21 protein-coding genes are annotated in these 19,308 nt (G+C 53.9%); 12 read left to right on the top strand and 9 right to left on the bottom strand.

Going from position 1 to position 19,308, the window contains the following annotated elements:
• Positions 1-58 precede the first annotated feature (58 nt).
• From DTHIO_RS10425 to DTHIO_RS10400, 7 genes are all read left to right on the top strand, one after another.
• Positions 59-688 carry a LexA family transcriptional regulator gene (locus DTHIO_RS10425; protein WP_008870260.1) on the top strand — a complete coding sequence of 210 codons (630 nt, stop codon included), beginning with the start codon at positions 59-61 and terminating at the stop codon, positions 686-688.
• Positions 689-987: 299 nt separating this feature from the next.
• Positions 988-1,146, top strand: a complete 159-nt coding sequence (locus DTHIO_RS21850) for a hypothetical protein (protein WP_008870259.1) — start codon at positions 988-990, stop codon at positions 1,144-1,146.
• Between the two features lie 20 nt (positions 1,147-1,166).
• Positions 1,167-1,601 carry a LexA family protein gene (locus DTHIO_RS10420; protein WP_008870258.1) on the top strand — a complete coding sequence of 145 codons (435 nt, stop codon included), beginning with the start codon at positions 1,167-1,169 and terminating at the stop codon, positions 1,599-1,601.
• 30 nt (positions 1,602-1,631) lie between these two features.
• Positions 1,632-2,906: a Y-family DNA polymerase gene (locus tag DTHIO_RS10415; RefSeq protein ID WP_008870257.1), complete on the top strand. Its 1,275-nt coding sequence runs from the start codon at positions 1,632-1,634 to the stop codon at positions 2,904-2,906.
• A 72-nt stretch (positions 2,907-2,978) separates the two neighbouring features.
• Positions 2,979-3,323 (top strand): cupin domain-containing protein, encoded by a 345-nt coding sequence (locus tag DTHIO_RS10410; protein WP_008870256.1) that lies wholly within the window; start codon positions 2,979-2,981, stop codon positions 3,321-3,323.
• Positions 3,324-3,439: 116 nt separating this feature from the next.
• Entirely contained in the window at positions 3,440-4,078 is a 639-nt protein-coding gene (gene lolA, locus DTHIO_RS10405; RefSeq protein ID WP_008870255.1) for an outer membrane lipoprotein periplasmic chaperone LolA, read from the top strand.
• Positions 4,079-4,146: 68 nt separating this feature from the next.
• On the top strand, positions 4,147-4,329 hold the full coding sequence (locus DTHIO_RS10400; RefSeq protein WP_008870254.1) for a hypothetical protein: 183 nt from the start codon (positions 4,147-4,149) through the stop codon (positions 4,327-4,329).
• Between the two features lie 144 nt (positions 4,330-4,473).
• Here DTHIO_RS10400 and DTHIO_RS10395 read toward each other — a convergent pair whose 3' ends face one another.
• The 4 genes from DTHIO_RS10395 to DTHIO_RS10380 are packed head-to-tail and all read right to left on the bottom strand — an operon-like array spanning position 4,474 to position 6,966.
• Entirely contained in the window at positions 4,474-5,298 is an 825-nt protein-coding gene (locus DTHIO_RS10395; protein WP_244156354.1) for a pseudouridine synthase, read from the bottom strand.
• Positions 5,259-6,044, bottom strand: coding sequence for a J domain-containing protein (locus DTHIO_RS10390; protein ID WP_008870252.1), 786 nt, complete (start codon positions 6,042-6,044; stop codon positions 5,259-5,261). Before DTHIO_RS10390 ends, DTHIO_RS10395 begins: the two co-directional genes overlap by 40 nt.
• Positions 6,045-6,083: 39 nt before the next feature.
• A complete protein-coding gene (locus tag DTHIO_RS10385; protein WP_008870251.1) occupies positions 6,084-6,539 on the bottom strand; it encodes a YkgJ family cysteine cluster protein in 456 nt (151 codons plus the stop codon).
• A gap of 4 nt (positions 6,540-6,543) precedes the next feature.
• Positions 6,544-6,966 carry a CoA-binding protein gene (locus tag DTHIO_RS10380; RefSeq protein ID WP_008870250.1) on the bottom strand — a complete coding sequence of 141 codons (423 nt, stop codon included), beginning with the start codon at positions 6,964-6,966 and terminating at the stop codon, positions 6,544-6,546.
• A gap of 124 nt (positions 6,967-7,090) precedes the next feature.
• On the opposite strand from DTHIO_RS10380, the gene mqnC reads away from it, so the two are divergent.
• Positions 7,091-8,116, top strand: coding sequence for a cyclic dehypoxanthinyl futalosine synthase (gene mqnC, locus DTHIO_RS10375; RefSeq protein WP_040418261.1), 1,026 nt, complete (start codon positions 7,091-7,093; stop codon positions 8,114-8,116).
• 19 nt (positions 8,117-8,135) lie between these two features.
• The gene (locus DTHIO_RS10370) at positions 8,136-9,353 is read left to right on the top strand and encodes a M24 family metallopeptidase (RefSeq protein ID WP_008870248.1); all 1,218 of its coding nucleotides are present in this window, start codon (positions 8,136-8,138) and stop codon (positions 9,351-9,353) included.
• Positions 9,354-9,364: 11 nt separating this feature from the next.
• On the opposite strand, the gene DTHIO_RS10365 is transcribed toward DTHIO_RS10370, so the two are convergent.
• From DTHIO_RS10365 to DTHIO_RS10350, 4 genes are all read right to left on the bottom strand, one after another.
• Complete coding sequence (locus DTHIO_RS10365; RefSeq protein ID WP_008870247.1) at positions 9,365-9,775, bottom strand: DUF1844 domain-containing protein; 411 nt, start codon at positions 9,773-9,775, stop codon at positions 9,365-9,367.
• Between the two features lie 69 nt (positions 9,776-9,844).
• Entirely contained in the window at positions 9,845-10,996 is a 1,152-nt protein-coding gene (locus DTHIO_RS10360; protein ID WP_008870246.1) for a pyridoxal-phosphate-dependent aminotransferase family protein, read from the bottom strand.
• A 226-nt stretch (positions 10,997-11,222) separates the two neighbouring features.
• Positions 11,223-13,760, bottom strand: a complete 2,538-nt coding sequence (gene polA, locus DTHIO_RS10355; RefSeq protein ID WP_008870245.1) for a DNA polymerase I — start codon at positions 13,758-13,760, stop codon at positions 11,223-11,225.
• Positions 13,741-14,802, bottom strand: coding sequence for a DHH family phosphoesterase (locus DTHIO_RS10350; RefSeq protein WP_008870244.1), 1,062 nt, complete (start codon positions 14,800-14,802; stop codon positions 13,741-13,743). The genes polA and DTHIO_RS10350 overlap by 20 nt, the downstream gene beginning before the upstream one ends.
• 595 nt (positions 14,803-15,397) lie before the next feature.
• Here DTHIO_RS10350 and DTHIO_RS10345 point away from each other — a divergent pair.
• Together DTHIO_RS10345 and fusA are read left to right on the top strand one after the other, a co-directional pair.
• Positions 15,398-16,342 (top strand): hypothetical protein, encoded by a 945-nt coding sequence (locus tag DTHIO_RS10345; protein WP_008870243.1) that lies wholly within the window; start codon positions 15,398-15,400, stop codon positions 16,340-16,342.
• Between the two features lie 31 nt (positions 16,343-16,373).
• Positions 16,374-18,422, top strand: coding sequence for an elongation factor G (fusA, locus tag DTHIO_RS10340; protein ID WP_008870242.1), 2,049 nt, complete (start codon positions 16,374-16,376; stop codon positions 18,420-18,422).
• Positions 18,423-18,529: 107 nt separating this feature from the next.
• Here fusA and DTHIO_RS10335 read toward each other — a convergent pair whose 3' ends face one another.
• Entirely contained in the window at positions 18,530-18,745 is a 216-nt protein-coding gene (locus tag DTHIO_RS10335) for an FmdB family zinc ribbon protein (RefSeq protein ID WP_008870241.1), read from the bottom strand.
• A gap of 103 nt (positions 18,746-18,848) precedes the next feature.
• On the opposite strand from DTHIO_RS10335, the gene DTHIO_RS10330 reads away from it, so the two are divergent.
• Positions 18,849-19,286: a universal stress protein gene (locus DTHIO_RS10330; RefSeq protein WP_008870240.1), complete on the top strand. Its 438-nt coding sequence runs from the start codon at positions 18,849-18,851 to the stop codon at positions 19,284-19,286.
• The last annotated feature ends 22 nt before the right edge of the window (positions 19,287-19,308 follow it).

Below are 19,308 nucleotides of genomic sequence, written 5' to 3'. Positions count from 1 at the left end.
ACTTTTTTCTTGACAAGAATGTTTACTTTTGTAAACTCTCGAAAACAAGAGGATCATAATGCAGTTCGAGGATTTTTTTCAACGCGTGGCCAGGGCCACGGAGATAAACACCCAGAGGCAGCTGGCCGATATCCTGGGGGTGGGGGCGACCGCCATCACTCTGGCCAAAAAAAGAGGTGTGCCCGCATCCTGGAGCCTGAAAATCGCCTCTGTATTCGGCATAAATCCCAACTGGATCCAGACCGGGAAGGGACCGGTCTACCAGGCCGGCCGGGAAGGCACCTTTTTCGTGCCCAGGGTCTCGGCCAGAGCCTGTGCCGGGGGGGGATCCCTGGATGTACGGGACAATATCGTTGACGAGATCCCTTTTGCCACGGACTGGTTAAGAAAAAAGGGACATCCGGAAAACTTGGTTCTCATGGAAGTCATGGGGGACAGCATGTCCCCGGAACTGGAAGAGGGTGACAACATCCTGGTGGATCTGGGCCAGAAAAAGATCACCGGCCGGAGTCCATTCGTGCTGGGCCTGGAGGAAGGCCTGCAGGTAAAAAGGGTGGAATCAGCTCCGGGAATAGTCATACTTTTGAGCACCAACCCCAGGTATTCATCCATCACCCTGCACGGCGACGAAGTGGACTCCCTGAGAATCGTCGGGCGCGTGTTGTGGAGCAGCCGGGAGTATTCCTGAAGCCGGGAACCGGGAACCATATGTCGCCGCCTGTTCCCAGGGGTTCAGGGATACAGGCTTTTTTTGTCTTTTTTGTTTACAAAAGTAAACCAGGCTTTTTCCGCGACCCTGCGCGGAAAAGAGGTCCCTTCGGGGCAACATCCGAAATAAGGAAGGGATCTCATACAACCACCCCGGCCCCTCCTTGGCTAAGGAGGGGAGTTTACACCGTGCTCGTAATCCAGATGGGTAGGGTGTCAGATAAAGTTACCAACATGTTTTTTTAAATCTGTGTTAAATCCACAGCAAGGAGGAAAGTCATGCAGGAAAGATTCTGTGCTTGCGGACACAAGGTTTATGTGGCTTACGTCTTCACCGGGCGGGGCATCTACCACCTTTTCAGACCCATGGCCAGGATGCGCGAACTCATGCGCTGCCCGTCCTGCGGAAGGCGCATAAACATAGATGAACTGAGCTGAATTGCCTCGGGGACTTACTAATGAGCAAAAAAAGCCGCATCATGTCCCCCAGGGCGGAAAGCCCCGAGGTACTGCTGCCTGAAGTATCAGCTCTGGTTCCGGCCGGGTTTCCCTCTCCGGCTGACGACTATCTGGACAGGACCCTGGATCTCAACGAGTACCTGATACACAACCAGGCCGCGTCCTTTTTCATCCGGGTGGCCGGAGAGTCCATGCAGGGAGCCGGGATACTGCCCGGGGACATCCTCCTGGTGGACAGATCCGTGGAACCGGCCCACAACAAGATCGTAGTGGCCGTGCTGGATGACGAAATGGTGGTCAAAAGGCTTCGCTACAGGCAGGGACGCGGCGTCCTGGTCCCGGAGCACCCCGGGTTCAGACCCATCGAAATAACCGATGCCATGGAGGCCCATATCTGGGGAGTGGTCACGGCGGTGATCAGAAAGCTTGGATAAATATTTTCCAGACTGCACGGGAGGCTATGCATGACCAGAATGTTCGCCCTTGTGGACTGCAACAACTTCTACGTTTCCTGCGAGCGGGTCTTTGACCCTTCTCTGCAGGACGTGCCTGTAGTGGTGCTGTCCAACAACGACGGATGCGTCATAGCCCGCTCCAACGAGGCCAAGGCCCTGGGCATCAGGATGGGGGCCCCTGCTTTTGAGCACAGGGAAATATTTGAAAAGCACGGGGTCCAGGTCTTCTCCTCCAACTACTCCCTTTACGGAGACATGTCCTCCCGGGTCATGAGCAGCCTGAACCGGATCGTCCCGGACATGGAGGTCTACTCCATAGACGAGGCCTTTCTGATCCTGGACAGCCTTCCCCAAAGCCCCGAGAGCTTTGCCCGGGACCTAAGGGAAAAAATACTAAAGTGGGTGGGCATGCCCGTGTCCATAGGCATCGGCCCCACCAAGACTCTGGCCAAGATCGCCAACCGCTTCGCCAAAAAGCACCTGGAGCATAGCGGGGTTCTGGACCTGGGTTCACCGGGAATGCGAAGCACCTGCCTGGAGCTGACAGACGTGGAAGACGTATGGGGGATAGGCAGAAGGTATGCCCTGCTGCTTAAAAGCTACAACGTCAGAAACGCCCTGCAGTTTTCCCGGCAGTCCAGGGACTGGGTACAGTCCAGGATGACCGTGGAGGGGGTGCATATCCTGCTGGAACTGCAGGGCATACCCTGTCATTTCCTGGACAGGACCCCGCGACCCAACAAGACCATAATCAGCTCCAGGTCCTTCGGGCGCTGCGTGGAAACACTGCAGGAACTGCAGACCGCCCTGGCCTGCTATGTAACCCGGGCCGCGCAGAAACTGCGCCACCAGGGATCAGTCTGCTCCGGGGTAACGGTCTTTGTGTATACCAACAGGTTCAGACAGGATCTTCCACAGCATTCCCCGTCCGGAACAGCCAATATCATGTACCCCACCGACCACACCCCGACACTTATACGGCATGCCCTTAATGCCCTCGAGGGGATATACAGGCCGGGATACAGCTACAAGAAAGCCGGGGTAATGCTCACCAGAATCGAACCCCGGGCCCGGAAAAGGCCCACTTTTTTTCAGCCCGGGGCCGGCCGGGAAAAGAAAGAAAAAAAACTCATGTCTGCAATGGACCATATCAATGCCAGGTGGGGCCGCAATACCCTGCAGCCCGCGGAGACCCTTTATGCCCCCGGCGACTGGGGCATAAAGAGGGAAAAACTCTCCCCCAGGTACACCACTTCCTGGGACGAACTGCCCGTAGCCTCGTAACCTCCGGATTGACGCCTGCTGCCAAAAAAATTAGAGGACAAGGCACAATTATCTTTTACAGGAGGTTCTGTTATGCAGGGCAGTCTTTTTCCCGCCGGAGACAGAGAGTTCAAGGATCATCCAAAGTTTTCCGGGGTCAGGATAGCCATCCAGGTAAGCAGCCAGGAAAGCTCGGCTGTGGGAGTTTCCCAGCTTTTGATCCAGCCCGGGGTGGAAATACCCGCGCACACCCATGACACCCAGGCGGATTCCATATACGTGGTCTCCGGTGAGGGTGAGGTATACTTAAACGGTTCCTGGCACCCGGTAGCGGCTGACGACTACATCTTTGCCCCGGCAGGTGCAGAGCATGGAGTACGCAATTCCGGCAGACAGGAATTAAAACTCTTCATCCATCACAGTCCGCCGCTGTTTTAATAAATGTTTGCAGGCAAAAAACAATCTTTCTTTACAAACTCATCCCGGAAGATTATTATTTCTAATTGATCATAAAACCAACCCATAACACCAGCGTCCAGCTGGCAGGAAAAATTATGAAACGTATTATTATATTAAGCTTGACACTTATATTATGCTTTGCCTTGCCGGCAACGGCATCAGACCAGGAGGTGGTGGACAGGGTCCAGGACCGCCTTGATGCCCTGGAAGGGCTCAAGGCCGACTACGTGCAGATTCTGACCAACGCGGCCACCAAGGAGACCCAGGAACGTACCGGAAGCATCTACTTTAAAAAACCGTTGCAGGTCCGCTGGGAAGCCGATGCTCCCCACCAGGAACTGCTGGTTATAGACCAGGACAAAGTGTGGAACTATTTTCCTGATGATGAAGTGGCCTACGAATACGAAGTGGAAGAGGTGCTCACCTCAAGAGCCATGATCAACTTCATATCCGGTCAGGCCAAGCTTACAGAGGATTTCCAGGTGGAAGAACAGGGGATGGAAGACGGGCTGCACAAGCTGAAGCTGGTCCCGGCCAGTCCGGAACCGGACCTGGTCCTGGCCTATCTGTGGTCGGATGACCAGGGCCTTTTGCACCGTATCCTGCTGGTGGATTTTTTTGGCAACGGCAATGAACTAAGACTTGAATCAATGGAGACAGACCCTGAGCTGGACCGGGAAAAGTTTGAATTCAGCCCCGAAGACGTGGAAATCCGGGAAGGCCGGGTGGACTGATTTTCTGTTGCTGCGGCCCGTCAAAATGACTCTGTAAAAAGTAGCTCAACCCCGAACAGGAGAAAGTCATGGTTATAGTGGTCAAGAAGTGTTCTTCGGAATGCCCTTTCTGCAACACCCTTGAGAATGGCAAAATGGAGTGCAACGTGTCCATGCCTTCAAAAAGGCCCATTCCGGAGATGGAAGAAAAATTCCCCTCCTTCTGCCCCCTCAAGAGGGAGCAGGTCATCACCAGGGCCTTTGAGGAGTGAGATGGCCCGGTTATTTTCGGGTTTACGTCCTGTGGGTACAGCAAAATACCGGCAGGTCAATCCCCTGCCAAATAAATACAGTTTTTGATAAATTCTTTAAATATGCTGCTGTCACGTTGCTTTGTAGCATGCATACAGCACTCACTACCCCCCTCCTTGGTTAAGGAGGGGCTGGGGGTGGTTCGTTCTGGATGACCACTTCCTTAGCTGGCTGACTTCCCCGGGCTCAAGGTAGCGCCACTCTCCGGGTTTGAGTTCACCCAGAGCAAGCGGACCCTGCCTTATCCGGACCAGAGACAGCACCACCATATCCAGATCCCGGCACATGCGGCGGATCTGACGGTTGATCCCCTGCACCAGGGTCATTTCCGCAAGGACTGAATCCCTGGTCTGCTGCAGTATTTTCACCTCCACCGGGGCCAGCTTCTCCCCTTCACTGAGCACCATTCCCCGGCGCATGATCTGCAGCTTCTTTTTGCTTAGATCCCCGCGCATTTTAACCCGGTAAACCTTGGGGATCTTTCTGGAGGGATGGGTCAGGCTGTGCGCCAGATCCCCGTCATTGGTAAGAATCAAAAGCCCCCGGGAAAAATAATCCAGGCGGCCCACAGGGAAAAGGCGCATGCGTCTAAGTCTGTCCGGCAACAGATCCGTGACCTTGGCTCTGCCCCCGGGATCGCTCGTGGTGGTCACCACCTGAACCGGCTTGTTCAGCATGACATGGACAAGCTCGCGCTCTTGTTCAGTCTCAATTTTGACCGGGCGGCCGTCTACAATGATGCTGTCCTTTTCCGGGTCCACCCTGATTCCTGGCTCACGGACCACTTCGTCATTCACCTTTACCCGGCCGGAAAAAACCAGCCCGTCCGCCCTGCGCCTGGAACATATTCCAGCCCGGGCCAGGGCCTTATTCAGCCTCATTTCCCGGCTCATCTGGCCAGCAGCCTCAGGTACAGATCCCCCTTCCATGGTCCTATCTTGCGGCCCAGGCCCTTCAGCCTCACCGGGCGGCCCACAACATAATCCTGGGGCAGATTGACGCTTACCACCTGGGGCGGCCCGGCCCACCTGCGCTCCACATTGATGCGGATACTGCTCCCGGGTCTTAGCTTGACCGGGCTTAAATACACAGTCTGCTCGTCATCCAGCTGGGAGGAAAACCATTTCTTTATTCCGGCAAATACCCCCCCGGAGAGATCCACATCCAGATTGATCCTGCCCCACTCAAGCTTGAACCTGCGCTTCTTGATTTCTGCAGGATGAGTATCCTTTTTGTCCCTTTTAAGCCTCTTGAAAATATCTTCAAATACCTGCTTGGCAAAGGGATCTTTGAGAATATCCCGTAGCACCTCTTCCTGTCGGTAAAAAAAACCTTCCCTGGCCTGCTGTGCGCTGCTCTCGTAATGCCTTTTGCTCTCCGTGCTCTCCCGGGCGGCCTCGGACCTTGCATGGCGTTCATATGTCCTTGTGGCCTCCTTGCGGGACGCCCTGGTTTTTTTACCGCTTTCAGCATAGTCATGCCAACCTTCCCTGGCCTGCTTGCGCAGGGTGACGTAGGCGGTGTTCACCTGGTGAAACTTGTACCCGGCCTCCGGATCATCGGGGTTTAGATCCGGGTGCAGCTCAAAGGCCAGCTCCCTGTAAGCCTTCTTGATGCTCTCCAGGTCTGCATCCGGGCCAAGGCCCAGTATCCTCAAACTTTCCTGCCTGTCCATTCTATGTGTCAGATGCTGTTATTGTTCTGTCAGCTGTTATCAATCTATATCCGAGGTACGCAACGCATTCCCGGCATCGTCTTCAAGTTCGCGTCCCAGGCCCTGCTCCTGCAGATACATCATTCCCTGCCTCACGAATTCCTGAAAATCCGCATCAGGATCAATGCCCGGGCAGAAATCCTTGGCCATCTCGAAGCTGGACTCATCCATGAGATTACCCCGGAAAAAAGGCCAGGCCCTGCATGTACGTGGTTTGACCGGATGAACAGCACATCCTTTGCCGGACTCGAAAAAAATGCACCATCCATGGTCATTATTGCGGATAAAAAATTTGTCGCCCTTTCTTTGCACATGGATCTTCTGAAATTCCAGCAGGTCCATTTCCAGGTAGTCGGCGATTTTTTGCTGCTCTGCCAGTGTGGCCACGATCCCTCCGGAACCCTGGCAGCACTGCCCGCAAATTTTACAGTCAAAGGCTGGTCTGGGCTGCTTCAATCCTTTATGCTCCCAAAAGTCTCTGGTGTTCCACCATGATGCACTTGTCCTGGATAACCTGGATAGGCTTGTCCTTCAAAATTTCTTCAGCCTGGGCCGAGGTGATCCCAAGCTGCATCCAGAAGGCCGCGGGTGTATTCTCCATCTCCAGGACTTCCAGGGCATGATCCGGGCAATAGTCCGAAGCCCGGAAAAGATCAACAATGTCTACGGGTTCAGGAATCCCGGTCAGGTCCGGATAAGTATCCAGGCCCCACACTCCCTTTCTCTTGGGATGTACCGGAATCACCCTGTAGCCTGCCTGAATGAGGTAGCGGCCCACGGCATCCACAGGCTGCCCCTGTTTGTCCTTGGCCCCCACCACCGCTATGGTTACTGCCTTTTGCAGGAGATTTTTTATATCTTGATCCCTGTGAATATCCATCATAATATACTCCTTTACCGGGAATTACAGTCTGTAAACCTTTCAGACTTGTCCTTCAAAAACAATATACAGCTTAAATCCGGAAAGTCTTTTTCCCCATGAAAACCGACTCGACCGCGGAAAATCTATGCAGAGAATCAATTTAGACCAGGCGCAAAAGCTTTGGCAAGAGCAGAATTTGTTTGATCTGGGCCGCATGGCCCATGAAGCCAGAAAAAAACTACATCCGGAAGACGTGGTCACCTACATTGTTGACCGCAACATCAACTATTCCAACATCTGTATATCGGGATGCAAATTTTGTGCTTTCTACAGGCCTCCGGGCCACCATGAAGGCTACCTGCTTACTTTTGAACAACTGGAACAAAAGATCCTTGAAACCATTGAACTGGGCGGCATGCAGATCCTTCTGCAAGGCAGCATAAATCCCGACCTGGATCTGGACTGGTATGAAAAACTGCTGCGTTTTATCAAAGACAGGTTTCCGGATCTTGCTGTGCACGGATTTTCTCCGCCGGAAATCTTCTACCTGGCCGGCAGGGAAAATATTTCCGTAAGCCGGGTCATCTCCAGGCTGAAAAAAAGCGGATTGGATTCCATACCCGGAGGCGGAGCGGAAATCCTGGTGGACCGGGTGCGCAGGAAGCTTGCTCCGCGCAAGTGCACTGCCCGGCAGTGGCTGGATGTGATGCACGAAGCCCACAATCAGGGCCTTAAAACCACGGCCACCATGATGATGGGGCATGTGGAGACCATGCAGGAGCGCCTGGAACACCTGCAGAAAATCCGGGATCTTCAGGACATGACCCATGGTTTCACTGCCTTTATTCCCTGGACCTTTCAGCCCGGCAACACCCTGATGAACGTAAGCGAAGCCTCCTCGGTGGAATACTTGAAATTTCTGGCGTTAAGCCGCCTGTATCTGGACAATATACCCAACATCCAGGCTTCCTGGGTGACCCAGGGGGCCCATGTTGGACAGCTGGCCCTCATGTGGGGGGCCAACGACTTCGGTTCCACCATGATCGAAGAAAACGTGGTGGCTGCAGCCGGGGTCAGCTTCAAGCTCCCTGAAGATAAGCTGCGCCTGCTGGTGCAAAAGTCCGGATTCCAGCCCAGGAAAAGAAGGATGGACTACACCCTGGTGGAATAAACCAAATCAAGGAGAACATATGTTTGAAAGTCTGGAAAAGCTCCCGGCAGAGGAGATGCAGCAAAGAATCGAGGCCTTTAGAAACAATATCCGCTCCAGCGGCCTGGACTGCGAAGCGGCCATGATATTTTCGCGCCTGAACATATATTATTTTACCGGCTCCTTCGGCAACGGCCTGCTCTGGATTCCCATGGAGGGCGATCCGGTATTCATGTGCCGCAAGGGCCTGCAGCGATTCAGCCTGGAATCTCCTCTGGAGCGCGTGGTATCCTTTAAATCCTTCGGCCAGGTGCCGGGCATCCTGTCTGATTTCCACCTGAGCATCCCCAAACGCCTGGGGGCGGAAAAAATGGGTCTTCCCTGGGGACTTGCGGACAACCTGCAAAAGCGTCTTACCGGCCCGGAGTTTGTCGCCGTGGACCAGGCCCTGTCCCTGACCCGCATGGTCAAGACCTCCTGGGAGGCGGAAAAGATGCAGCTTTGTGGCCGTCGCCATCACTATGCACTTTATCATCTCCTGCCGGAGATGATAAACCCGGGCATGACCGAACGCGAAATCAGCATGAAGGTATGGGAATGTTTTTTTTCTCAGGGTCACCAGGGCCTTATGCGCATGCAGAACTTCGGGGAAGAAATCTTTCTGGGCCACGTGGCTGCAGGGGACAGCGCCAATTATCCCAGTGTGTTCAACGGACCCGTAGGCCTGCGCGGAGAGCACCCGGCCATCACCCAGATGGGCTATGCCGGCAAGGTCTGGCAGGAAGACGAGCCTTTGACCCTGGATTGCGGATTTGCCCTGGAAGGCTACCAGACCGACAAGACCCAGGTCTATTTCCCCGGCCGCTGGGATCCTCCCCGGGAAGTGATGCAGGCGCACGAACTGTGCATGCGCATCCAGGAAGAGGTGGCCAAAAGGTTAAAACCAGGCAACACCCCCTCAAAGCTTTACCTCATGGCTGCGGAAATGGCGGAAAAAGAACGCATGTCCCAGGGATTCATGGGACTTGGCGGCAACAAGGTCCCCTTCCTGGGACACGGAATAGGCCTGGCGGTGGATGAATATCCACCCCTGGCCAAAGGATTTGATCAGCCCCTGCAGGAGAACATGTTCCTGGCGGTGGAGCCCAAGATCGGCATTCCCGGCACAGGCATGGTAGGTGTGGAAAACACCTTCCAGGTCACTTCCCGCGGGGGTGAGTGCATTACCGGGGACAGCTTCGAGCCGGTACGGGTCTAGCAGCCAGAACCTTACTTGGCCTTTTGCACGTATTTCATGCGTACTTCAAACAGAAAATCCTTGAGCTGCTGTTCCTCTGCATGAGTAAGGTTGCCCCGGGTCTTTTCCTCCAGCATGGCCAGAATATCAATGGTCTGCTTGGCCAGGGGCAGGTTTACTTCATGCTGACCGTTTTCCGGGTTGGGCATCTCCCCCAGATGGGCCAGGGCGGATGAACTGAGCGAAAACACAAAAGTAGAGAAATCCAGCCGGGGATAGGCATTCTCCTTGTCTGCAGCAGCATCTTTGTAGTCTTGCGCCGCCTTTTTGCGTTCCATCTTCCTGGCCTCGCTCTCCTGAGCAGCACCTTGCTGTTCTGCGCTGTCCTGATCGTAGTTGATCCTGCGATCCGTCACCTTGACGTTTTCGTTATTCTCCTCCATGAGTAAAACCTCCTTGAACACCGAAACCATGCGGCAAATAAACCTGCCTGCATCTTCGGCCTGATAAAGTTATAGCTGTTTGTGCTCCGAGCTACTGGTGTAGGCCAGCCAGGCCCGTTCCAGATAATCCCGGGACCCGGACACCCCGCCGCAATCCACAAAGGCCTGGTGCAGGGCCACAAGCCCGGCCAGGACATCTTTCCAGGATGTGCATCCGGCATGCCCCATGCGCACTGTTCTTCCTGCAAGCTGCCCCTGCCCTCCGGACATGACCACTGAATAATCATCCCTGGCCATTTGTAAAAGCCTTTTCTCATCAATTCCTGGAGGAAGCCTGATGCTGGTCAGGCTGCGGGCAAACTCACGGTGGACCAGAAGCTCCAGGCCCATGGCCTCCACGCCTGCGCGGGCCATTAAACACAGGGCCTTTGAGTGCTGTGATGCGTGATCCAGGCCCTGATGCATATAAATACCCAGAGCCTCATCCAGGGCAGGCAGCACATGCAGCAATGGATGCCTGAAAACCTCCCCCGGACTGATTTTCCCCGGGTCAAGCCATAGAGACTTATCCCCTTGAAAAATTTTATGCATCTTTTCGCGAGCCCTGTGACTGAAAGCAGTAAACACTGCCCCGGGGGGAGCCATGATATCCGGGCCGGAAGCACTCAGGACGCAATCAGCGGACCAGGCATCAGCCATACAAAGGTGGGATCCGATAAGCCCTGTTGCATCCAGCACCAACATCTTTTCAAAGGACCGGCAAAGCCCGGCAATGTCCTGCATTGGATGCAGCACTCCCGTGGAGGACTCCACTGCCGGAAGCAGCACAGCCTTGATCCCCGGCCAGCGGGACAGGGTGTTCTCAACTTCCCCGGGCTTCACCGCTCTTCCCCAGGGTATGGGCAGGGCCACTACCTCCAGGCCGCAGGACTGGGCGGCATCGGAGAGCTGCAGTCCCTGCATTCCGGCTTCCACTACCAGCACCTCGTCTCCAGGCTCAAACTGTGCCTGAAGCGTCCTGCGCAGGACTTCGGCAGCACCAGCAAAAGAGACGGTTACAGGCTCTTTTGTTCCCAGAAGAGCCTTGAGACCGGCCTCGATCCTGATGCATGCCTCTTTTATCTCCTGCTCCCTCAGGCCCCATACGTCTCGGCTCATGGCCCTGCGCACCTGCTCCGGCAGCGGCCCTTTTTCAGGAGTCAGATAGGTAAGCTTGTTCATAGAATATATTCCATTATGCTTTCAGGGACCTGCCAATCTTTCTCGGGGTCGGGATCGGTATCGGAATCGGTATCGACAGTATCCCTCAGAGTCTCGTATTATTTTGCCTTCAGCTGAGTATCTGTCCCCACCCATAATCCCCCAATTCCCCAATCCCTCAATCCCAAAATCCCCCAATCCCTAAATTCCCTAATTCCCCAATCCCAGAATCCCAAAATTCCCAAAATCACCCATGAGCCTCGGCCCAGTTCTCCCCGGTTCCCCACTCCACCAGCAAAGGCACCTCCAGGCTCTCCACTCCGGCCATGACCCGGGCCAGCCTTTCCCCGGCCTTTTGGGCCACGGGGGCATCCACTTCCAGAAGCAGTTCGTCATGCACCTGCAGAACCATGACGCTTCCCAGGGAACGAAGCTCTGAATCGCTGTCCACAGCCAGCATGGCCTTTTTTATCACATCCGCCGCCGACCCCTGGATGACGGTGTTGACAGCGGTACGCCTGGCCTGCTGGGCCATGTTGGTGTTTCTGGAATTTATATCCGGCAGAAGACGTCTGCGCCCGGCCATGGTAGTCACATACCCCTGCTCCTGGGCCTTTTCCTCGATCTGCTGATAAAAGTCCCGCACCCTGTCCAGCTTACTGAAGTAAACACTTATGAATTCTTTGGCCTCTTCCATGGATATGCTAAGCTCCCGGCTCAGCTTCTGTGGCCCCATCCCGTACAGCAGTCCGAAATTTATGGTCTTGGCCTTGCGCCGCTCATCCTGGCTGACCTCTTGTATATCCTTGTCGAACAAAAGCCCGGCCGTGCGACGGTGTATATCCTCATTGCCTCCGAAGGCCTGGAGCAGATTGGGATCCATGGACATATGCGCCAGTATGCGCAGCTCGATCTGGGAGTAGTCCGCAGCCACCAGGAGCTTGCCCTTGGAGGGCTTGAAACAGGCCCGCATTCTGGGGCCGAACTCCCCCTTGATGGGAATGTTCTGCAGGTTGGGGTTGCTGCTGGAAAGACGCCCGGTAGCCGTGGCCAGCTGATTGAAAGTGGTGTGCAGCCTGCCCCCGACGTCCACCTTTCTGGGCAGGGGTTCCAGGTAGGTGGAACGCAGCTTTTCCAGTGTTCTGTACTGTAAAATAAGATCAACAATGTCGTGGTCGCGGCGCATGGACTCCAGGACCACGTTGGAGGTGGAATAAGCCCCTTTAGGAGTCTTGCGCCTGGCCTTGAGACCCAGTTCATCAAAAAGAACCTGGGCCGTCTGCTGGGTGGAGCGGATATTGAATTCTTTTCCGGCCAGGGAATAGATACTGGCGGTCAAATCATCCAGGCTTTTTTTCACCTGCCTTAGAAAATTGTCAAAAGCCGCCAGGTCGATGCCTATTCCCGCGGATTCCATGCGGCAAAGCACCGGCACCAGGGGCATCTCCAGCTCCTGCATAAGCCCAAGAAGACCAGCGGCATCAAGTCGTTTTTCCACCATCTGGCCGATCTTCAGGGCAGCCACAGCCCTGTTCTCCCGGTGCACCGCAATTTCAGGAGCATATGTTCTGAATATCCGATCAAAACTGTAATCCCTTTCTTCCGGATTAAGCAGGTACACCCCCAGGGAAATATCAAAAAAACCGGACACAGGTTCCTGCATCCAGTCCTGATTTTCCCTGTACAGATCTTTCAGGGAAAATACATATTTTTTGCAAAATTCAAGCTTTTCAATGGGCGGCGTTTTTTTCGATACCTCCCATTCCTGGTCTTCCAGGGCCACCAGGTAACTGTCCTGGCCAAGGTAAAGCCCGGTAATCTGTCCCCGGCAATCAGGCAGCTCTTCTTTTTCAGCCCAGGCCTTCTGCACCCCGCCCTTTTCCCGGCTCTGCTCATGCTTAAGTTCCTGGCTTCCCGGGATCTCGTTCTTGAGGCTTTTAAACTCGTATTCATCCAGAAATTTTTGAAGCTCAACCGGATCAGCCGGCCTTGTCTTGAGGGTTTCCAGTCCGGCCCCGCTCAAACAGTCCGGCTTTAGCTTAGTCAGCCTGCGGTACAGAAAAACATCATCCATATGCTCCCGCAGCTTTTCCTGTTCCTTTGGCTTCAGCTCATCCAGGCCCGCCTGCAGCTCTTCCAGGGAGGGGAATTTCTTCAGCCAGTTCAGGGCGGTCTTGGGTCCCACTCCGGGTATTCCCGGGATGTTGTCCGAACTGTCCCCCACCAGGGCCTGGTAATCCGGCCATTGCTCAGGGCCTATGCCCGTCTCGCGCCTGAATCCATCACAGTCAAGAATCTCGGCATTCTTTGCTCCCGGATCCCAGAGATAGACATGATCATCCAGGAGCTGTTTCAGGTCCTTGTCCGAAGCTACTATGATCACCGGATGTTTGCTCTTGAAGATTTCAGTATAACCGGCAATAAGATCGTCCGCCTCCAGCCCCTGGGCTGTATATTCCGGGATTCCAAGAATCCGCACCGCCTCCCTTAGAGGCTCGATCTGTGCGGACAGTCCTTCGGGCATTCCGGGACGCTGGGCCTTGTAGGGGATATACAGTTCATGGCGAAAGGTCGGTCCCTTGCCATCCAGGAAAAAACCCATATACTCCGGCTTTTCCTCTTTAACGATCTTTAAAAGCATGCGGATGACTATATAGATGGCGTTGGTTGGCAGGCCGTCGGAGCGCTTCAGATCCGGATAGGCATAAAACGCCCGGTACAGAAAGGAACTGCCGTCAATGAGGAAAACTGGTTCGTTTTTATACTCAATCTTTTCCCGGATCATTATTTGTCTTCCCTGCAGAGTTTTCTTTCCTGTTGGAGTTGGCGGTCCTGGAAGTCTTTTTCTTTTTGTTGCGGACATCGGCCAGGCGCTGCAGTATAAACTGCTGGGCATGCTTCTGATCTATCTTTTCTATGGGTATCTCCGCCCTGGCCATTTGCTTGTGTCCTCCGGCAGGCCCCAGGTCCTTGAACATCTGGGTGCATAGCTTGCCCATGTCCTTGCGCAGGCCGTCCCCCCTGAATATGATAACCAGCCTGTCCTCGTGTATCCCGCTGATGATATCCCAGGAAATATTGTGTACCCGCAAAAAGAAGTCCGCCAGGATAACCAGAATGTCCGGGGAATCCACCTTGCCCATGAACACGCTGGCCCCGTTGCCCATGAACCTGATTTTGCGGAAGGCCAGGGAAAAATACTTGAGCCATTCCCGGTGAAACTCGGACCTGATAATGTTCTGCAGAAGCAGTGGTTCGTAGAACTTGGTCAGATGCCTGAATGCCCGGATGTCCACATCGGAAAACTTGCGCTCGAAGCTCTGGGTATCGGTCTTTATGCCGTATACCAGGGCCGTGGCCAGAAGCTTCCCTGGACGAATCTTCATATTGTACAGGTATTCTGTGAGAAGAGAACTGGTGGCCCCGTACTCAGGGATTATCTCCTGGTAGTCGGCCTGAACCGGGTTTTCCTTGTCCAATGGATGGTGATCCAGGACTACAGAATAGTCGACCCGGGCAAGATCTTTGTGGTGGTGCGGCTGGGAATCAACCAGGGCGAACCTGTCATAATGGGGCAGCAGGGCGGGGGAAAACCTCTTGGTGGGAATACGCAGCAGTTTGATCATCTCCAGGTTGTCCGGCCTGGAAATGTCGTTTACATGTGCTATGCCCACCGAGTGCACCTTGCGATACAACAGACGCTTCAAAGCCAGGGCCGAAGCCAGGGCATCGGGATCAGCGTTGATCATGATGAGCAGGCGCTCTTTTTTCTTGAACAGCCCCTGCAGCTTGACCAGCCGGTTCTCCAGGGTACGAAAATATGCCATAACCCCTCTTGGGCCGTGGGGAAAACATACCCCATCAGGCCTGCAAAACTCTCAAGGCCTTGCGCCTTGGAAGCCCCCCTTTAACCTGAGTGTACAACATATGCAATGCCAATTTGATGCCGTATCACGGCTTTTTTTCTCTTTTATTTTATTCTGTGTTTTCGAGAATTTTTTGTCATCTCAAAATAGTCCAGAACGGGCCTGATTTTTTGGTGCAGTTCTCTCACTTTCTGGGCGATGTCTTTCACTCCTTTGGACTTGAGCAAGCCTATGGCAAAACCTCTCAAGCGATTTGTATTTGCAGGGCCGTTTCCGGTTCTTATTCTGTTTCTGTCTTCGTCATAAGTCCAATCAAGGATATAATGTCTGCTGTTTTCAATACTCCAGTGTCCACGATGGATTTGTATATTCTGGTAGGATCAACCTTATTTGGATGGTGGCTGGTTACGCCATAAAAAGAGTTTTCACAAAATTTATTGGTTTTTTGGTCATAGCTTTTTTATGAATGCAAAACGCCTGACCGACATGGGGAAAGTCAAGGTATTCATTTAGCCCAGAAATTGGTCCTGGCATACCAACCTTTTTCTTGACATGAATGCAGCCTCTTTTAAACTCCCTGCACAACCAGCACCCCATAATCCCCATTATTTATCTTATGAACATTACTTCAGAACTTGACTCTTATTTGATAAGCGATGACATCATGGCTGCGGCTTATTCCGGCACCACCCTCAAACAACGGGCCTGGATGAAAAAGCAGACAGCCCATTTGTGTACTCATTATGGCCTGGATGGCCACCATTATACCAGAAGTCTGCAGCATAGAGCATCAGATTTTTCCAGGACAAGCATGACCAGGCCTGTGGACTATGCAGGCCTGGTCATTGACAGCTTCCCTCCGGCCTGGAACAAGCTTCTGGCCTTGCTGGTGCCGGCTGCCATGCAGGGCTCAACGGAAACGGGGGTGTTCGTGCTCAGTGATAACCCGGAGGCAATAAATCCCGAACTGCTCACCGCTCTGGAACTGGCCGGGATAGAAGATATATACTGTCTGGACTTAGACACCTTAAAGGACTGGCTCAGCAGGCAGGGCCAGGACCTTGAATGTCTGTTCTTTGCCTGTTCTCAGGACTTCAATGTTCCTGACAAGGGAAACCATCCCTTCAACAGACGGCGCTGGCTGCATCTTACAGGACAAGAGACATACAGGTCAGCTGTCTGGGCGGATAAAAACCATGACTGGGACTGGGACGTACTGGCCTGGGCCAATCCTGACGTTTATTTTCTGGCGGCCGGGGAAAAGGCCGGGCAGGCCCCTCAAGGTTTCGAGATCCTGGATGTGGAACCCGGGGAACTAAAAGACATGGATGTGGATGTATTTTTTGGTCCTGAAGAATACTTCAAAGACACCAGGGCACCCCTGGGATTAAGTCCGGGCTTAGAGGCCTGCTGGGTCTGGCCTGGTCTTGACAGGCATTTTTTTTCATCCAGACGTGAATTCTGGGCCGGCATGCCTGCCCACAGAAACAATAACTCCTGAAGACCATTCACCCTGTACAGGGATAGAAACCATGGCAGCCAAAAAACCATCATCCAGCCGACTGGAAAAGATTCGAAACATCGGCATCATTGCCCATATAGACGCAGGCAAGACCACCCTGACCGAACGTATCCTGTACTACACCGAGAAAATCCACCGCATGGGAGAGGTGCACGAAGGCACCGCCACCATGGATTTTCTGCCTGAGGAGCAGGAACGCGGCATCACCATAGCCTCGGCCTTTACCTCCTGTCTGTGGCGTGAAAAAATCATAAATATAATAGACACTCCGGGGCATGTGGACTTCACCGTAGAAGTGGACCGGGCCCTGCGTGTCCTGGACGGTGCAGTGGCCGTATTCTGCGCTGTGGGTGGTGTTGAGCCCCAGAGCGAGACCGTATGGCGGCAATCTACCAAATACCATATCCCCAAGCTGGCTTTCATTAACAAGATGGATCGCCCTGGAGCCGACTTTGAGGCGGTATTGACGGCCATGCAGGAAAAACTGGGCGCTGTTCCCCTCCCGGTTCAGGTCCCCCTGGGAGAGGGAGAAGACTTCAAAGCTGTACTGGACGTGATATCCGGGCAGAAGCTGGTATTCGAAAACCAGTCTCTGGGCAGGACTATAGAAAGGCTGCACCCGGACAGCCAGGAGCAACAGCTGGTTACAAAATGGCGCAGTATCCTGGTGGAGGCCCTGGCTGATCACGATGACCAGATCATGGAGGATTTTCTGGAAGGCCGGGACATCCCCGCAGAAAAACTTCTTTCAACCATCCGCACCCTCTGCCTGCAACTAAAAGGTGTGCCTGTTCTCTCCGGCACCGCTCTGAAAAATATAGGGGTGCAGCCTCTTATGGACGCCATCTGCGAATTTCTGCCCTCGCCCTGGGATGTGCCCCAGGTGCAGGGACTGGATCCTGCCACCCACAAAAGCAGGTCCTTTCCGGTGAAAAGCAGTGCCCCCCTGTCGGCCCTGGTGTTCAAGGTAAGCATGGAGACAGGCAGGAAGCTGGTTTTTTTGCGTATCTATTCCGGGACCATAAAGGCCGGGGACATGGTCTTCAATTCAACCCAGAATATTCAGGAAAGAGCGGCCAGGCTTTTCACTGTGCACGCAAGACACCGGGAAAAGCTGGAACAGGCCGGGGCCGGGGAAATAGTCGCTGCAGCGGGCATGAAGGATGCCCGGACCGGAGATACCATCTGCAGTGAAAAGGACCCCATACTGCTGGAAAAAATAAGCGATTACGTCCCGGTCATCTCCCTGGCCCTGGAGCCCAGGAACAGCCAGGAGGAGGAGAAGCTCACCTTTGCCCTGGACCGGCTGCTGCAGGAAGACCCTACTCTCTTCTTTGAGCGGGATCAGGAAACTGATCAGATAATAATTTCCGGGATGGGCGAACTGCACTTGGATGTTGTTCTGCACAGAATGAGACGCGAATACGGCGTGGATTTCAGGGCCGGCAATCCCCAGGTTGTGCACCAGGAAACCATACAAGAAAAGGCCCGGAGTCACGGCGAATTCGCCAGAGAACTGGGAGAGGAATTTCACTATGGATGGGTGGAAGTCCAGCTGGAGCCGCGCGGACGGGGCCAGGGCAACCGTATAAGCCTGGAGGTTGACTATGAGAGCTGGTCCCAGGCCTGGTTGGATGCAGTCTATGAAGGGGTGGAGGACGCTCTGCAGGCAGGGGAAATGCAGGGCTTTCCCATAACCGATGTCCACGTCCGGGTAAAAAGGCTAAAGTCAGAAAAGGGAGCAGACAGCATAGGCTTCAGACTGGCTGCGGTGCAGGCGGTCAAAAGCGCCATGAACCAGGCCGGACCTGTCATGCTGGAGCCCATAATGAACCTGGAAATCCAGACCCCGGCGGATTTTGTGGGCGAATGCATCAACCTTCTGGGGGCCAAGTCGGCCCGGGTGGAGAACATGTTTGACCGCGGGGAGCAGAAAATCATTCATTCCCTGGCTCCGCTTCGCAATATGTTCGGCTTCTCCACGGACCTGCGCTCCGCCACCCAGGGCCGGGCCGGATTTACCATGAAATTTCACAGCTTCGACACCATGGGCTCGTAAATCTCCCGGCCACAGCTGCAAGCCAGCTGCCTATAGTATTCCGTCCTTCCCGGTATCTGCCCAGAAAATACGTTTCCTGCTTTGCACCAAAGCAGACTTTAGAAGCCTCAGGTGGGTCCGCTGGCCGGCCCGCATGAGGGTGCTGCTGCAGAGCCTGGCAGTGCGGAACTGTCACGCCGGGAAAAAGAAGCGGCTGCGGACATACACCTGTTGGAGGTGACATCTTGTTTGCACCCGGGACAGGTCACCCTGTCCGGCTGGCCTTTGACCAACTCCTCAAAAACCTTATTGCAGTCCGGGCAATGATACTCATAAATGGGCATTTTCCATACTCCTTTTAACCTGCCTTGAAAAGCTTGTGGTTTTTCTTTTATTTTGGCATCATAGTCAAAAATTTATAAACATCCAGCCAGCCAAGGAGGCATTATGGCCGAGGTAAAAAAGATTCTGTGCGCGGTTGACTTCTCTGATATGAGTTCCAAGGTGGCGGATTACGCCCAGACCATTGCCAAATCCATGAACTCCTCTGTAAAGGTGGTCTACATCGCTCCCAGCCTGTCGCAATACGTGGGCTTTCACGTCCCTCCCACATCCATTGAAAATTTTGTGGGAGAAATTGTCAGCGGAGCCGAGAAAACCATGGATATCTTCATTCAGGAAAACTTCAGCGAAGTTGACGCCACCGGCCAGGTACTCACTGGATACGCAGCAGAAGAGATACTCAAGTATGCTGACCAGGAGGACATGGACATGATAATCATGGGTACCCACGGACGCAAGGGCATAGACCGGGTACTGTTCGGCTCGGTGGCGGAAAAGATAGTCAAATCCGCCCCCATACCTGTACTGACCATCAGGCCTTAATGCCTTGTTCCTCAACTGCTGT

This window comes from Desulfonatronospira thiodismutans ASO3-1 (assembly GCF_000174435.1).
In the GTDB taxonomy this organism is placed as follows: domain Bacteria; phylum Desulfobacterota; class Desulfovibrionia; order Desulfovibrionales; family Desulfonatronovibrionaceae; genus Desulfonatronospira; species Desulfonatronospira thiodismutans.
The sequence above is the reverse complement of the archived record's forward strand: the minus strand, read 5'-3'. Positions and strand labels throughout refer to the sequence as shown.

Excerpts from the sequence above, each read along its gene's own strand:
- polA (WP_008870245.1), bottom strand. The coding sequence starts at position 13,760 with ATGATCCGGGAAAAGATTGAGTATAAAAACGAACCAGTTTTCCTCATT.
- DTHIO_RS10420 (WP_008870258.1), top strand. The coding sequence starts at position 1,167 with ATGAGCAAAAAAAGCCGCATCATGTCCCCCAGGGCGGAAAGCCCCGAG.
- lolA (WP_008870255.1), top strand. The coding sequence starts at position 3,440 with ATGAAACGTATTATTATATTAAGCTTGACACTTATATTATGCTTTGCC.
- DTHIO_RS10365 (WP_008870247.1), bottom strand. The coding sequence starts at position 9,775 with ATGGAGGAGAATAACGAAAACGTCAAGGTGACGGATCGCAGGATCAAC.
- DTHIO_RS10390 (WP_008870252.1), bottom strand. The coding sequence starts at position 6,044 with ATGGACAGGCAGGAAAGTTTGAGGATACTGGGCCTTGGCCCGGATGCA.
- DTHIO_RS10350 (WP_008870244.1), bottom strand. The coding sequence starts at position 14,802 with ATGGCATATTTTCGTACCCTGGAGAACCGGCTGGTCAAGCTGCAGGGG.
- DTHIO_RS21850 (WP_008870259.1), top strand. The coding sequence starts at position 988 with ATGCAGGAAAGATTCTGTGCTTGCGGACACAAGGTTTATGTGGCTTAC.
- DTHIO_RS10345 (WP_008870243.1), top strand. The coding sequence starts at position 15,398 with ATGCAGCCTCTTTTAAACTCCCTGCACAACCAGCACCCCATAATCCCC.
- mqnC (WP_040418261.1), top strand. The coding sequence starts at position 7,091 with ATGCAGAGAATCAATTTAGACCAGGCGCAAAAGCTTTGGCAAGAGCAG.
- DTHIO_RS10380 (WP_008870250.1), bottom strand. The coding sequence starts at position 6,966 with ATGATGGATATTCACAGGGATCAAGATATAAAAAATCTCCTGCAAAAG.
- DTHIO_RS10425 (WP_008870260.1), top strand. The coding sequence starts at position 59 with ATGCAGTTCGAGGATTTTTTTCAACGCGTGGCCAGGGCCACGGAGATA.
- DTHIO_RS10360 (WP_008870246.1), bottom strand. The coding sequence starts at position 10,996 with ATGAACAAGCTTACCTATCTGACTCCTGAAAAAGGGCCGCTGCCGGAG.
- DTHIO_RS10370 (WP_008870248.1), top strand. The coding sequence starts at position 8,136 with ATGTTTGAAAGTCTGGAAAAGCTCCCGGCAGAGGAGATGCAGCAAAGA.
- fusA (WP_008870242.1), top strand. The coding sequence starts at position 16,374 with ATGGCAGCCAAAAAACCATCATCCAGCCGACTGGAAAAGATTCGAAAC.
- DTHIO_RS10395 (WP_244156354.1), bottom strand. The coding sequence starts at position 5,298 with ATGGAAGGGGGATCTGTACCTGAGGCTGCTGGCCAGATGAGCCGGGAA.
- DTHIO_RS10410 (WP_008870256.1), top strand. The coding sequence starts at position 2,979 with ATGCAGGGCAGTCTTTTTCCCGCCGGAGACAGAGAGTTCAAGGATCAT.
- DTHIO_RS10415 (WP_008870257.1), top strand. The coding sequence starts at position 1,632 with ATGACCAGAATGTTCGCCCTTGTGGACTGCAACAACTTCTACGTTTCC.
- DTHIO_RS10335 (WP_008870241.1), bottom strand. The coding sequence starts at position 18,745 with ATGCCCATTTATGAGTATCATTGCCCGGACTGCAATAAGGTTTTTGAG.
- DTHIO_RS10400 (WP_008870254.1), top strand. The coding sequence starts at position 4,147 with ATGGTTATAGTGGTCAAGAAGTGTTCTTCGGAATGCCCTTTCTGCAAC.
- DTHIO_RS10330 (WP_008870240.1), top strand. The coding sequence starts at position 18,849 with ATGGCCGAGGTAAAAAAGATTCTGTGCGCGGTTGACTTCTCTGATATG.